Source organism: Spirosoma montaniterrae (genome assembly GCF_001988955.1).
In the GTDB taxonomy this organism is placed as follows: domain Bacteria; phylum Bacteroidota; class Bacteroidia; order Cytophagales; family Spirosomataceae; genus Spirosoma; species Spirosoma montaniterrae.
In genome coordinates, this window is sequence record NZ_CP014263.1 from 4,905,346 (window position 1) to 4,920,422 (window position 15,077).

Here is a 15,077-nt window from a genome sequence, read left to right on the forward strand (position 1 = left end):
TACTTTTGAAAAAACAGATTTGGAAACGCTGCTCGCAAAATCAGCAATTAAGCTACAACGGGTGTCGACGCAATTTATGCGGGATGCTCTTGTGAAAGTCACATGGGCTGACAATCGGCTTATTGGTATAAAAGGTGCGCGGGGCGTTGGCAAAACCACCCTTGTTCTGCAATATCTTAAGCTTAGTGGCTTTGCGTTGGAGCAAGCACTGTATGTAAGCTTGGATGACTTATATTTCAGCATGAACCGATTGTATGACCTGGGAGCCAGCTTCACACGGCAGGGTGGGTTGGTTCTGGTGCTGGATGAAGTACATCGTTACGCCAACTGGTCGCAGGAGATAAAAAACTTATACGATGACTTTCCTGACCTACGCATCATCTTCACAGGTTCATCGATCATACACCTCGAACGTGGCAAGGGCGACCTGAGTCGGCGGGCCGTCATGTATCAACTACCGGGGTTATCGTTTAGAGAGTTTTTGCGGATTCAACAACTGGTTGCGTGGTCCCCAGTCAGCCTGACAGACCTGCTGGAGCGGCATACACAAATAGCCGCCGACCTGACAGCTTCGTTTAAGCCACTGGCTCATTGGGCTGATTATCTAAAGCACGGCTACTACCCTTATTTTCTCGAAAACAAGGAAGTTTACAGTCAGAAACTGACCGAGACTATCGCGCTTAGTCTCGAAATCGATTTACCGTCGGTTTATGGCATTAGCTATGCCACGGTCGACAAACTTAAGCAGCTATTGGTCGTATTGGCTGAGAGCGTACCACTTAAACCCAATATCAGCAAGCTCAGTGAGCAACTGCATACCACGCGAGGGCTGGTGGTTGAGTATATGCATTACCTCGAAGAACTGGGTATATTGCTGTTGTTACACCGAGACAGTTTTGGCGTTACCCGTTTGCAGAAACCAGAAAAAGTGTATTTGAGCCATCCAAACGTACACTATGCATTGCATCAAAGCCAACCCAATAAAGGAACCATCCGGGAAAGCTTTTTATTAAGTCAAATCCACCTTGGTCATCAGGTCGAATACACAGAAGACGGCGATTTTAAGATTGACCGGCAGATAACCATTGAGGTAGGTGGAGCCAGTAAAAACCGACGTCAGCTTACGAACATTGAACAGGCTTATGTTGCCGCCAATGACATAGAGGTGGGCTACGGACGCAAAATTCCGCTGTGGTTGTTTGGGCTGCTTTACTAATTCAAATAATAGGCTATCAGCCCGTTGGCTACTACGCTATTTTATCTCTTTTCATCTGAATCATACGCCCAATTTCCCTGTTTTCTTCGTATATTGATAACCCGGCACATAAGTCGGCGACGAAGAAAAAATAGCCATGTTAAATGTTATTCAGCTACTCCCCGATTCTATTGCCAACCAGATCGCAGCCGGCGAGGTAGTGCAGCGGCCCGCGTCGGTGGTAAAGGAGTTGCTCGAAAACTCGGTCGACGCGAAGGCTAAATCGATACAGGTAATTATTCGGGAAGCGGGGCGCAATCTAATCCAGATTGTAGACGACGGCGTAGGTATGACCGAAACCGACGCCCGCATGAGTTTTGAACGACACGCCACCTCGAAAATTCGTACTTCAGACGATCTGTTCCGAATCCGCACAATGGGCTTTCGGGGCGAAGCTCTGGCGTCGATTGCTGCCGTGTCGCAGGTAGAAATGCGCACGCGCCGGGCCGAAGATGAGCTCGGTACGTTGATTCGGATCGAAGGCTCCGACATTAAAGCGCAGGAATCTATATCGTGTTTACCCGGCACGAATCTGCTCATTAAAAACCTGTTTTTCAATGTACCAGCCCGGCGTAACTTCCTGAAATCGAACTCGGTCGAAATGCGGCACGTGCTCGATGAGTTTCAGCGCGTGGCTCTGGCAAATCCCGAAGTGGCCTTTTCACTGTTTCATAACGACCAGGAAATTTATAACCTGCCTGCCGGGAAACTCAGCCGCCGAATTATCGACATGTTTGGCAAGAGTTACCGCGAGCAGTTGAATCAGTGCGAAGAAACGACACCCTACGTAACCGTGCGCGGTTATATTGGCAAGCCCGAATCGGCCAGGAAAACGCGTAACGAACAGTATTTCTTCGTTAACAACCGCTACGTCAAGCATAATTACCTGCACCATGCCGTAATTGGAGCCTACGAAGGCACGTTGCCCGAAGGGAGCCATCCGTTCTATGTGCTGTTTATTGACATTGACCCGTCGCACATCGACATCAACATTCACCCGACCAAGACAGAAATCAAGTTCGACGACGAGCGATCCGTATATGCCATTATGATGGCCGCCGTTCGGAAAGCAGTAGGCGTGTATAACCTCTCCCCGTCGCTCGATTTCGAGTCTGACGTAAACTTTCTGGCGGGCGGTCGGTCGGCGGCACTTCAGCCTACGCCTATTACGCCGTCATGGGCATCGGGCGGGGCTTCGTCGGCTACTCCCGTTAGCGAACGCAGCTCAGGCCGTACCGACTCGCTCGACCGGGCAGCGGGCCGCAGTTTCGATCTACCCCGGCGCGACGCTCCGCCAAAGCCGAGCGTGAATAACTGGCAGGCGTTGTATGAGGGCGTGGCAACCCCCAAGACGGCAGACACCCCCGAAACGTCGCACGAAGGAGATTGGTTAGGGCCGGGCAGGTCTAACGTGCCAATGGCAGAGACAGCCGCCAACGGGGGCGAGGCCATCACACTCGGCAGTCGGGCCAATCAGTTACAGCTTATGGTGGAGCCAACGGATGCTGGTGGTGTCGAAGGCGAAGCTATTTTGCAGATACAGAATCGCTATTTACTGGCACCGGTGCGGGCAGGTATGGCTGTGATAGACCAACGCCGGGCCTACGAACGGGTTTTGTACGATCAGTTTCAGGCAGCTTTGACGAAAGGCAGCGGAGCCTCGCAGCAACTCTTATTTCCGAAAACCGTGACGCTGTCGGCAGTTGATTTTCAGTTAGCTCTCGACCTGCGCCAGGACCTGACGAAACTGGGGTTTGAGTTCGATGAGTTGGGCCAGAACACCTTTATTATTCGGGGAGTGCCAACGCTGATGACGGGCGAGAGTGAGGAAGAGCTGTTTGCCAACCTCCTGGCACAACTCCGGGTCGACACTGGGCGACTAAAATTAGACCGGGCCGAATCGCTGGCACGGTCGCTGGGGAAGCGGGCATCAGCGCGGCACACAACGCGGCTCAGTGCCATAGAGCGAAAAGCATTGGTCGATCAGTTGTTTGCCTCGACCAACCCAAGCTATACGCCAACGGGCGAACCAGTGATAGTAATTTTATCGTTGGATAAAATTGCGGGACTTTTTCGCTGACAAATCGGTTAATATCGTAAATTAACGAATAAACAATGTTTGCACTCACGCCGGTCGTTCGCGCTTTATTGCTACTCAACGTTGTCGCTTTTATTTTCACGAATGATCAGGTTATCGAACAGTTTGGCTTGCATTCGTTTCTGTCGGATTTGTTTAATCCGATTCAGTTGCTAACGCATATGTTTTTGCATGGCGGTTTCGGGCATATTTTCAGCAACATGCTGGGGCTGATTGTGTTCGGGCCAATGCTGGAGCAATTCTGGGGGGCGCAGCGGTTCACGTTCTTTTACTTTTTCACGGGTATTGGCGCAGCCCTGCTGTTTTCGGGAATCAATTATTATGAGATGCGCGACGTATATGAAGCCGTTCAGGCTTATCGGGCTAATCCAACACCCGATGCGTTTATCGGGTTCTTTACGCAACACGCCAATTCGCTCTACGACCGGGTAACCGATTTCATTAACCAATATGAAGCGCAACCCAATAGTCAGCGATTAGTCGACGGAAGCGTACAGATTATTAATCGGTACTATCTAAATCAGGTAGACCAACCAATGGTTGGGGCTTCTGGTGCGATTTTTGGGGTGATTATGGGGTTTGGCCTGCTGTTTCCAAACACTGAGTTATTTTTATTGTTTCCTCCTATACCGATTAAGGCGAAATACCTCGTTATCTTTTACGGGGCCTACGAGTTGTATTCGGGCGTATATAGAGCGCAATCAGATAACGTAGCCCATTTTGCCCACATTGGGGGCATGTTATTTGCATTCATATTGGTAAAATACTGGGGTTCACAACGGAAAACGTTTTATTAGTGATGAGCGGGTTGTTTGATGACTTTCGAAGCGAATTCAGCAAGCCCAACAACACGTTGGTGCAGTTGATATTAGTGAACCTGGTGGTGTTTCTGGTGCTGTTGCTCACCAAAGTGGGTCTGACAATCGCCAACGAATCGCCCATGTATTATCTGGTTCGGGAACAATTGATGATTCCGGGCGGTATTGGTGCGTTCATCCAAAAACCCTGGACGCTGTTTACTTATTTTTTCGCGCACGACGAAATTTTTCACATCCTCTACAATATGCTGTTTCTGTACTGGTTTGGTCGGCTGATCGACGAGTACTTAGGCAGTCGCCGACTGGTTGGGCTGTATTTTATGGGCGGCATTGCCGGTGGATTGCTTTACCTGATTATGTACAATACCGTGCCTTACTTTCAGGGGCAGGCCGAAGTAGCCCGAATGCTCGGCGCATCGGGAGCGGCTTTTTCGGTAGCGGTTGGAGCGGCTACACTCTTGCCTAATTATACCTTTCATCTGCTGTTTTTTGGCCCGGTTCGTATTAAATACATCGTTTTCTTCTTCATCATTTTATCGGTAGCGCAGTCGGCAGGCACCAACGCGGGTGGTAATCTCGCTCATTTAGGCGGAGCATTAATGGGCTTTTGCTATGTGAAACTACTGCAAAACGGCACCGACCTGGGTCGCCCCATTTACTGGCTGGCCGATGGCTGGTCGAACCTGCTTCGACCCAAGCCACCTGTTAAGGTTTCGTATCGGCAACGGAGCAATGCCAGTGCGCAAACTGCAAGCCCGTTTGTGTCGTCTGGAAGCTCGTCTACAGCCGCGTCTGCACCTGATCAGGATGAGGTGGATATGATTTTGGATAAAATTTCCCGGTCGGGCTATGAGAGCCTCACACGTGAAGAAAAACAAAAACTTTTCCGCGCCAGTCAGCGGAACTGAAGTGATTTTCTACAATCTGAAGCCTCGCTGCGCTCGTATATCATAGAGCGGGCGGGGCTTGGTTTTTTTCAATTCGACCAAAACGGCTTACCTTCGTCCTTTCAAACACACAGCCCAAAACGACCGGCGAAACATTGTACTTTGTGTGTTTGTTGTTGTGACACAGACGCTTCTCAGCTACTGATATGCTAATCACCCCCGGCAACCTGCTGGCTACCGTTACTACGCCCGCCGATCTCCGTAAACTTGATAAAGTACAACTACCCCAATTAGCCGACGAACTTCGTCAGTTTATTATTGACGATGTGTCGGTATACGGCGGTCATTTTGGGGCAAGTCTCGGCGTTGTTGAGCTTACAGTCGCGCTTCACTACGTATTCAATACCCCTGACGATCAATTAGTTTGGGACGTGGGCCATCAGGCATACGGCCACAAAATACTGACCGGTCGGCGCGATAAATTTCACACACAACGCTTTTACAAAGGCTTGTCGGGTTTTCCGAAGCGTAAAGAGAGTGAATATGATGCGTTTGGCGTAGGCCATTCGTCAACGTCGATTTCAGCCGCTTTGGGTATGGCAATTGCGTCGCAGTTGCAGGGAAATACGCAGCGCAACCATATTGCTGTTATTGGCGATGGTGCCATGACGGCGGGGGAAGCGTTCGAGGGGATGAACCACGCCGGGGCCACCGATAGCAATCTGCTGATCGTACTTAACGACAACTGCATGAGCATTGACCCCAATGTGGGTGCTTTGCGCGAATACCTGACGGATATTACGACCTCGCAGACCTACAATCGGGTTAAAGACGAAATCTGGAACCTGCTGGGTAAAATGGATAAATTGGGCAAAACTGCCCAGGAATTAGTATCGCAGGTGCAGTCGGGAATTAAAAGTTCGCTGCTGGAACAGAGCAACCTGTTCGAGTCGCTGAACCTCCGCTATTTCGGCCCCATCGACGGACACGACATCGATCATTTGGTGAGCGTACTCGAAGATTTGAAGCATATTCCCGGCCCGAAATTACTGCACGTGCTGACGGTGAAAGGCAAGGGATATGCACCTGCCGAAAAAGATCAGACCAAATGGCACGCGCCCGGCTTGTTCGATAAGGTGACGGGGGTTATCCAGAAGAAAGTTCATGATATGCCCCAGCCGCCCAAATACCAGGATGTTTTTGGGCATACGCTGGTTGAACTGGCTGAGCAGAATCCGCGCATTGTGGGTGTTACACCTGCTATGCCGTCAGGATCGTCCATGAATATCATGATGAAGGCCATGCCGAAGCGGGCGTTCGATGTGGGCATTGCCGAACAGCACGCGGTAACGTTCTCGGCGGGCATGGCAACGCAGGGCGAAGTGGTATTCTGTAATATTTATTCAACCTTTATGCAACGGGCTTATGATCAGGTCATTCACGACGTTTGCATTCAGGAACTGCCCGTTATTTTCTGCCTCGACCGGGCCGGTTTCGCCGGAGCCGATGGGCCAACCCACCACGGAGCCTATGATCTGGCCTACATGCGTTGCGTACCGAATATGATTGTGGCCGCGCCAATGAATGAGCAGGAACTCAGAAATATGATGTTTACGGCTCAGTCGGATGAGATACAACAGGGCAAGCGGGCGTTTACCATTCGTTACCCGCGTGGCGAAGGGGTGATGCCCAACTGGCGCACTCCGCTCGAAAAGCAGGAAATTGGTAAAGGCCGCATGATTCAGGACGGCGAAGACGTAGCTATTCTGACCATCGGGCATATTGGAAACTATGTCACAAAGGCATCAGACATGCTGGCGAAAGAAGGTATCCGACCTGCTCATGTTGACATGCGTTATGTTAAACCCCTCGACGAAGAACTTTTACATCAGATTTTCAGCCGTTTTGATCGGGTGCTGACCGTAGAAGACGGTTGCCTGATGGGCGGCTTTGGCAGTGCCGTGCTGGAATTTATGGCCGAACACGGCTACTCGGCCCGTGTTAAACGCTTAGGTATTCCCGACGCCGTTATCGAACACGGCGAACAAATCGAACTCCACCGCGAATGTGGCTTCGACCCCAACGGTATTGCCGAAGCTGTGCGTGAGTTGCTCTACGCAGGTAGTCGGGTGACAGTATAAAAAATTGAATGGAACACGGATTATACGGATGCTGCGGATAAACACAGATATAACCAAAAACCTGTGTTTATCCGCAGCATCCGTATAATCCGTGTTCCCCTTTACCGATATGAAGGTTTTTAAGTTTGGCGGGGCATCGGTGAAAGATGCTGCCGGTGTGCTCAATTTGGCTCAAATTGTACGAACGCAAGGGCAGAACGCCGTAGTAGTGGTTTCGGCAATGGGTAAAACAACCAACGCGCTCGAAGAGGTAGTACGGGCGTATGCCGCAGCCGACTTAGATGCAATGCACCGGCATTGGGAAGTCGTTAAGCAGTACCATGAGCAGATTTTGGCTGATCTGGGCTTGGGCATTGGCGTTATCGACGACTTGCTGTATGACCTCGACGGCTACCTGAAAACGCCCCCGCAAGGCACATACAACGCTATCTACGACCAGATTGTCTCGGTTGGTGAACTACTTTCGACCCGAGTCGTGGGTGTTTGCCTGGCACAGGTCAGCTTGCCCGTGCGTTGGCTCGATGCCCGACAGCTTGTTCGTACCGATGCTACTTTCCGCGAAGGACGTGTTGACTGGGCCGAAACTGCTTTGCGAATTACGAAAGCGGTTACTGGAGAGTTTGTTGCTGTTACACAAGGTTTTATCGGTCAAACCATTGATGGGCGCACAACAACGCTGGGCCGTGAAGGGTCTGACTATACAGCCGCCATTTTTGCGTATTGCCTGAATGCCAAAAGCGTTACGATCTGGAAAGACGTGCCGGGGGTGCTGAATGCCGACCCGAAATGGTTCGATGATACAGTTTTACTGGAAAAACTGACGTACCAGGATGCCATTGAACTCGCTTATTACGGCGCGACGGTTATTCACCCAAAAACGATTAAGCCGCTTCAGAATAAAAATATTCCGCTCTACGTCCGGTCGTTTCTGAAACCCGACGCGCCCGGCACGGTCATCGGTAACTTTGAGGGACATTTGACGATGCCGTCGTTCATCTTCAAAATCGATCAGGTATTAATTTCGCTACACCCGAACGATTTTTCGTTCATTGCCGAAGACAACCTAAGCCGGATTTTTGGCCGATTTGCGCAGGCAGGCGTAAAAATTAACCTGATGCAGAATACGGCAATCAGTTTTTCAGTCGTAGTCGATCAGAACGCTGACCGGGTACCCGCTCTGCTGGAGCAACTTCGCCAGGATTTTCGCGTGACCTACAACGAAAATCTGGAGTTGATTACCATTCGTTATTACGACCAAAGCACTATTGAGCGGGTGCTGATCGACAAAAAGTTGCTGCTGGAGCAGAAAAGCCGGTATACGGTGCAGTTGGTGGTGCGATAGTGTTGGGGCAAATCAGAACTTCGGGCAGGGCAGCTTTCTGTTGCGTTTGCGGGCACCACCTCGCCGACTTTCAGGTTTTTCGAAGATGTATGACAGCGATAATTCGTGCGAGCCACCGCTATTGCCGAGGGTCGAAATTGTTACGTCGTAACTATATCCGATGGAGAATTTTTCCATACGATAGCCAGCCAGCAGGGCAACAGCATCGTGATTATTAATCGTTTGCGCGTATTTTTTGAATGGAATACCCCGATAAAACGCGCCAATCGTGAGAGGAGCATACGTTAAATAGGCCCCCATGTCTAACTGATCGTATTTGCCCTGAAATTTATACAGCACTACCGGCGAGAAGCTGATTTCGCGGTCGAGTTCGTCGGCGAGGCCGGTATAACCAGCTAACGGAATGCGTAGACCCGCATGAAGGCTGCCTTTCATAGGCAACCGGTCGCGACCACCTACGAAGAAACCCTGGTCTGGCCGGTTGATATGATGCGCGGCTGCCCCAATCCAGAACCAATCGGAGTAAAACAGCCCACCCGTCGAAAAATCGACGTATTTGTTCTGCGGCATACCACCCTGCAAGGCCGGGTCGTTGGATAAACTGCCTGTAATAAAGCCCCGGTCAGTGAATTGATCGCCCGTTGTTAAACCAAAATAGTTGATATTTCGGTTTACATAAGACCCCTGCAACCCTAATCGCATAAACGTGGTTTCGCCTACCTGAAACTGGTACGAGTATTGCAGCCCGATTTCGGTAGACTGAATGCGCCCCTGCCCCTGGTTATCGTTCATAATCAACAGTCCAACACCGCTGTTGACCTTCTCGAAGTAATGATCGAACCCAATCGCCGTGGTTACATAGTTGGTGATGGCGGGCCATTGGTTGCGGTAGTTGGCCGTTAGTCGCGGGGCAAACGCCGACCCGGCAAACGACGGGTTCAGATACAGCGGAGCCGCGTAGAACTGCGTAAACTGAGGGTCCTGGGCAAAACCCAGCCGACTCAGGCTCAACAGAGCGATTAACAGTAGGTATTTCTTGAACATATTAGCGAAATCAGGGCAAAGACTGGGCCAACTTTTTTCCTTGCAACGATACGCCATAATTGGGCGTAATGATGCACACAACAGTCTATAAAAATACAGGATTTTTCAGTGTTCCCGTGGTAGTAGCCGCATAAAATTTTAGCTTAACCACTTCGTTTATACTAACGTAATGCCCCCGCTGTTGTTATGCTGAGGGAAGAATTTGAGAGGTAGCGATTTGTCAGCGTGTTTCATGGTGAGGACTTGTATGCATAGTGTAGTAAGGGGGCTATGGGCGATGCTGCTCATTGTGTTCGGCATGTCGGCGGTACAGGCACAAACGCAGACACAGAGCATTAAAGTCCGGGGTAAGGCATGTACGCCCGATCAGGAATGCCGGGCCGACTCGCTTACGTTTACCGATAGCCTGCAAACCGGCGTTACAACCCGTGTTTGGGACTTCGGCGACGGCACTTCCGTCACTAAACAAAACGATTCAATTGCCCGGCACGTTTACCAACAACCTGGCTCCTACACGATTCGGCTTACCCGAACGCTTAGTGGTACTGTAACGCAGACCGTTACGCGCCCCATCGTTATTAACGTGCCGCCACAACCGTTTCCGCAGTGGCGTACCGATACCACCATTTGTATCGGCGAAAAGCTGACACTCGACCCATATGCCGGTGGGCCTACACCACAGGGCTATAAATTTTTGTGGTATCCCAAGGGCGATACCACGCAAACCATTGAGGTCGATAGTTCGGGTTGCTACTCCGTTGAGGCCATTAGCCCGAATGGCTGTTCGTATCAGAACCGCGTCAATGTGTCGGTCTGTGGCGAACGCCCGCAGTCGCAGGGGGTGAAGTGGTACTTTGGCAACAACGCCGGGCTTGACTTTGGCGGTGGCAATGCGCGGCCCATCGACGATGCCAGTCTGAATACCGTTGAAGGAACGTCGTCCATCGCCGACACGAAAGGCCGGTTATTATTTTATACGGATGGTATTACGATTTACGACAAGGAAGGCAAACCGCTAAAATCGCTCGACCCACGCGATTCGGCGGCTACGGCACCTAAAATTCCGCTGGGCGGTAACTCTAAATCAACGCAGTCGGCCCTGATTGTGCCGAAGCCAACCTGCCGGGGCTGCGAGTATCTGTACTATGTGTACACAACGTCGGAGGTGCGCGGAACCAGGCAACTAACCTACAGCGTCGTAGATATGCGGCAGAATGGCGGTAAGGGGGCTATCATCGAGAAAAACATTCCTGTTACGTCTGTCGGGCAGGCTACCGAACAGTCGGCGTCGGTCCGTAATGACCGCGACTCAACGTATTGGGTAATTACCCGACTTTTCGGTAGTAACGTCTTTCAGATTAACCACCTGACGCGGGCCGAAGCCCCAACATCGACAACGTTTGCGGGGGGGCAGGTCATCGATACGCTCACCAAAGCTGAAGGCTATATCAAAATTGGTCCCGCCGATACAACCAGCGGCAACGAAGGGAATCGCCCGCTGGCGGTTGTCATTCCCGGCCCGCCCAAAAACTCCATCGACCTGTTTACGTTCAACGACTCGACCGGGGCTATGACGTTCCGACGAACAATTGACCTCGGCCCGGCACCACCCAAAGCATACGGCGTGGAGTTCTCGCCCGATGGGAAGAAACTGTACGTAACGATGCTGGCCGATACCAACGCAAATGGTAGCCAGAAGGGGGCTTCGTATTTGATACAATATGACCTCGACCAGCCCGATTCGCTGATAAGTCGATCCCGAACGATTATCGACAGTAGTACCACCCGGCAATATGGTTCGATTCAGATTGCTCCTGACGGTCGTATTTACGTGGCCGTAAAAGGGGCGGGTTCGGTGGGGGTCATCGAAAATCCGAACGGTGGCCTGCTCGACCCGGTGCGGTTTAATCCCGAAGGCCAAACGCTGGGTGGCAAAACCAGTCAGTTGGGGCTGCCGAACCTCGTTGCTAATTTCAACGATCAGTCGAGTGGACCGGGCTTTACGTATGCCGATACGTGTGCCAATCAGCCTACCATTTTTCAGGCCAGTCCGAACTGCCCGAAGCTCAAGGAAACGTACACCTGGGATTTTGGCGACGGAAGCCGCCCCGTATCGACAACGGCCCTGCAACCGCAGGTGCATACCTACCGGGAAGCCAAAGATTACATCGTTAGTCTGCGTATTGTAACACTAAAGAGCGATGGAAAAACGGTTTGTAGAGATACGACCATCAACGACACGATCACGATTGTAGAAACGCCCCCCGACATTCGGCTTGGGGCCGATACGGCTATCTGCAACCGACGTGGTATTACGCTTGATTTGAAGGTGAACGCCAAACTGTACGTCTGGGTAGTGAACGGCGTGGTGGCTGCCCGGCAGAAAACATTATTGCTCGACCGACCGGGTTTCTACTATGTCGTTGGTATTGCAGCCAATGGCGGGTGTTTCAAAACCGATACCATCGAGGTGCAGATCAAGCCCCCGCCATCGCTCGATTTGGGGCCAGACACTGTTTTCTGCTATCGCTCGGCAGTAAACCTCACCGTGCCGCAACAGCAATGGCGTGAGTTTCAGTGGAGCAACGGCAGCACCGACCGCACCACCTCCGTAAATCGTCCGGGTACATATTCCGTGGTCGCCCGGTTTACGACCGATAATACGGTTTGCGAAAACTCGGATACGATTCAGGTGAGCGAATTGCCTAAGATTAACCTACAGGCGTCGCTGACGGGGCCGCGTGGTTGTACGTCGACGGATGGGGTTATTGACATTACGCCCACTCCGGCAGGCAGCTACACGTATCTCTGGACACGGAGCGACGGAGCGACCTTACCCTCGAACGTAAACCGTCAAACCAATTTGCCGGAAGGAACCTATCGAATTAGTGCTACCGATACCGTGCATAGCTGCAAGGCTGACACGGCCTTTACGCTGCGGTCGCCAGCCAATCAATTAGCCATCACACCCATCGTGAACGATGCGCTTTGTAGCCGTCCCAACAGCGGCACCATCAGTTTGCGCGTAACGGGTGGCACCGTAGCCACATACAACTGGCTCAACCAAAATAACATTCAGGTGGCAACAACGCCCGTATTCGATGCTGCCGCACCGGGCCGCTATAACGTACTGGTGACTGATACACAGGGATGTAAAGCCAGCAGCGACAGTATCCGGGTAGGATTAGACAGCACCGCTTTTGCCCGGCTCGGACCTGATACGCTCAAGTGCGCGGGCAACGCGGTAGTACTGGCTCCGCTCGACCCCGATCAGCCCGGCAACGTATATCAATGGAGCAACGGAGCCACCACTCCTACCATTTCGGTAGCGCAACCGGGTTCGTATAGTTTAGTGCTTCGGAATACTCAGAATGGTTGCGTAGGTCGTAGCAGCATTCGCGTAGGCGACCGCCCTCCACCAACGTTTTCGCTCACCCGCGAAGCCATCTTGTGCGAAGGCGATCAGGGACGGGCGCAATTAGTGGCGAACGGCGCACCAACGTTACGCTTCCAATGGCTCAGCCCCCGCACCGACACAACCCGGACAATTACCGTTGAGCGGGCTGGGTCGTATGGTATACGCGTGACCGACGTACAAGGCTGCACCGCTACGGCCTCGGCACGGGTGCTGAACCTGTGCGAACCCCGCGTAAACGTGCCGGATGCCTTCACGCCCAACAACGACGGTGTGAATGACCAGTTGCAGGTCTTCACGGCTTATGTTATCGACTACGACTTCAAAGTGTACAATCGCTGGGGTGAAGTGATTTTTCAGAGCAGCAATCCCGAACAAAAATGGGATGGTTCCTATAAGGGAACAACGTACCCGGCCATGACGTACCCATATACGGTCACGTATAAAAGCGAGTCGTTTCCTGATCGGGGACGCCTTCAGAAACGGGGTACAGTAATGGTCATCCGATAGCAGAAATATGCCGTTTTTTTCGTAAATTTGGAGTAGGCAGGCTTGCACAAAAGCAGGCTCTGCGGCTTAGAGCAGTACAACAAATTTTATGCGAAACGACATTCTTAAGGGAACGGGCGACGGCATGACGACTACCGACAAGGAAATCGAACGGGCACTTCGGCCACTCTCGTTTCATGATTTTACGGGGCAGGCCAAAGTGCTGGAGAACCTCGAAGTATTCGTGCGGGCGGCCCATCTGCGGGGCGAAGCCCTCGACCACGTGTTGTTGCACGGCCCGCCGGGCCTGGGAAAAACAACCCTGTCGCATATCATTGCGAACGAACTGAATGCCAATATTAAGATGACATCCGGGCCGGTTCTCGACAAACCGTCCGATCTGGCCGGGTTGCTAACCAATCTCCAGCCTAACGACGTATTGTTTATTGACGAAATACACCGGCTCAATCCTATTGTGGAGGAGTATCTGTATTCGGCGATGGAAGACTATAAGATTGATATTATGCTCGATTCGGGGCCAAACGCCCGAACTGTTCAGATCAAGTTGAATCCGTTTACGCTAATTGGGGCTACTACCCGCGCCGGTATGCTCACATCGCCCCTACGCGCCCGATTCGGTATTAGCGCCCGTTTGGAATACTATGATGCACAATTGCTAACTACTATTGTCCAGCGTTCGTCGGCGATTCTTGGTACGCCCATCGATGAAAATGGCGCGTATGAGATTGCACGCCGGAGCCGGGGTACACCGCGTATTGCCAACAACCTGCTTCGCCGAACTCGTGATTTTGCGCAGGTTCGGGGCAATGGATACATCAACGTTGACATTGCTGAAATGGCACTCAGCGCACTCGACGTTGACCAGAATGGTCTCGATGAGATGGATATTCGCATTCTGACGACTATTATCGAAAAGTTCAAGGGAGGGCCGGTTGGCTTAAGCACCATTGCAACCGCTTGTGGTGAGGAGTCCGAAACAATTGAGGAGGTCTATGAGCCATTTCTGATTCAGGAAGGTTTTTTGAAGCGTACCTCGCGCGGGCGTGAAGCAACCGAACGGGCTTACATTCACCTCGGCATTGTTCCCCAATACAAAACGGGTGAACTATTTGGCTAACAATCGAGAAATACTGCCAATAAAAAAACGCAACGAATAGGTAATTCCTTCGTTGCGTTTTTTATTGATGTATACTTTCGTCAAAGAAGCATTTTACTTTTATAAATACAGTCTATAATTTCAGCAACAGAATTATCTACTAAAAAGTAGTAAATGTTTTTCCCACTTCGGCGAATACCCAAAATGCCTTTGTCACGCATGTTTATTAAGTGATGCGAAATCAGGGATTGTTCAGCTTTGAGGTTTTTATAAATAGCCGAAACAGTTAGCTCGTTATTTTCATGCAGTATCTGAATGATTTTGATACGCAGCGGATGAGCAACGGCTTTGAGTACGTAAGCCGCCTTCTCTATTCTGGGATCATCGTCTACTATGTTTTCAGTAGCCATGGCAAGATAGTTGGTGTTAATTCTTACTGTTAAGTTAAAGTTAGACAAAAAAAACAGTTTA

Annotated in this window: 10 protein-coding genes; 8 read left to right on the plus strand and 2 right to left on the minus strand. The window is 51.2% G+C overall.

Annotated elements, in window-relative coordinates:
* The first annotated feature begins 76 nt into the window (after nt 1-76).
* From AWR27_RS21135 to AWR27_RS21160, 6 genes are all read left to right on the plus strand, one after another.
* Entirely contained in the window at nt 77-1,216 is a 1,140-nt protein-coding gene (locus AWR27_RS21135; RefSeq protein ID WP_232325890.1) for an ATP-binding protein, read from the plus strand.
* Nucleotides 1,217-1,352: 136 nt separating this feature from the next.
* Nucleotides 1,353-3,335, plus strand: a complete 1,983-nt coding sequence (gene mutL / locus AWR27_RS21140) for a DNA mismatch repair endonuclease MutL (RefSeq protein WP_077133021.1) — start codon at nt 1,353-1,355, stop codon at nt 3,333-3,335.
* A gap of 35 nt (nt 3,336-3,370) precedes the next feature.
* Complete coding sequence (locus AWR27_RS21145; RefSeq protein ID WP_077133022.1) at nt 3,371-4,150, plus strand: rhomboid family intramembrane serine protease; 780 nt, start codon at nt 3,371-3,373, stop codon at nt 4,148-4,150.
* Between the two features lie 2 nt (nt 4,151-4,152).
* Nucleotides 4,153-5,079 (plus strand): rhomboid family protein, encoded by a 927-nt coding sequence (locus tag AWR27_RS21150; protein WP_077133023.1) that lies wholly within the window; start codon nt 4,153-4,155, stop codon nt 5,077-5,079.
* Between the two features lie 185 nt (nt 5,080-5,264).
* Nucleotides 5,265-7,199: a 1-deoxy-D-xylulose-5-phosphate synthase gene (gene dxs / locus AWR27_RS21155; protein ID WP_077133024.1), complete on the plus strand. Its 1,935-nt coding sequence runs from the start codon at nt 5,265-5,267 to the stop codon at nt 7,197-7,199.
* Between the two features lie 109 nt (nt 7,200-7,308).
* Nucleotides 7,309-8,541, plus strand: a complete 1,233-nt coding sequence (locus tag AWR27_RS21160; RefSeq protein WP_077134127.1) for an aspartate kinase — start codon at nt 7,309-7,311, stop codon at nt 8,539-8,541.
* A gap of 12 nt (nt 8,542-8,553) precedes the next feature.
* Here the strand turns inward: AWR27_RS21160 and AWR27_RS21165 are convergent, their stop codons facing one another.
* Nucleotides 8,554-9,585: a PorP/SprF family type IX secretion system membrane protein gene (locus AWR27_RS21165; protein WP_077133025.1), complete on the minus strand. Its 1,032-nt coding sequence runs from the start codon at nt 9,583-9,585 to the stop codon at nt 8,554-8,556.
* Nucleotides 9,586-9,832: 247 nt separating this feature from the next.
* Between AWR27_RS21165 and AWR27_RS21170 the strand changes: the two genes are divergently transcribed.
* Both AWR27_RS21170 and ruvB read left to right on the plus strand, forming a co-directional pair.
* Nucleotides 9,833-13,510 carry a PKD domain-containing protein gene (locus AWR27_RS21170; protein ID WP_198045056.1) on the plus strand — a complete coding sequence of 1,226 codons (3,678 nt, stop codon included), beginning with the start codon at nt 9,833-9,835 and terminating at the stop codon, nt 13,508-13,510.
* A gap of 88 nt (nt 13,511-13,598) precedes the next feature.
* A complete protein-coding gene (gene ruvB, locus AWR27_RS21175; protein WP_077133027.1) occupies nt 13,599-14,627 on the plus strand; it encodes a Holliday junction branch migration DNA helicase RuvB in 1,029 nt (342 codons plus the stop codon).
* A gap of 80 nt (nt 14,628-14,707) precedes the next feature.
* Here ruvB and AWR27_RS21180 read toward each other — a convergent pair whose 3' ends face one another.
* Nucleotides 14,708-15,016, minus strand: a complete 309-nt coding sequence (locus AWR27_RS21180) for an ArsR/SmtB family transcription factor (protein ID WP_077133028.1) — start codon at nt 15,014-15,016, stop codon at nt 14,708-14,710.
* Nucleotides 15,017-15,077 lie beyond the last annotated feature (61 nt).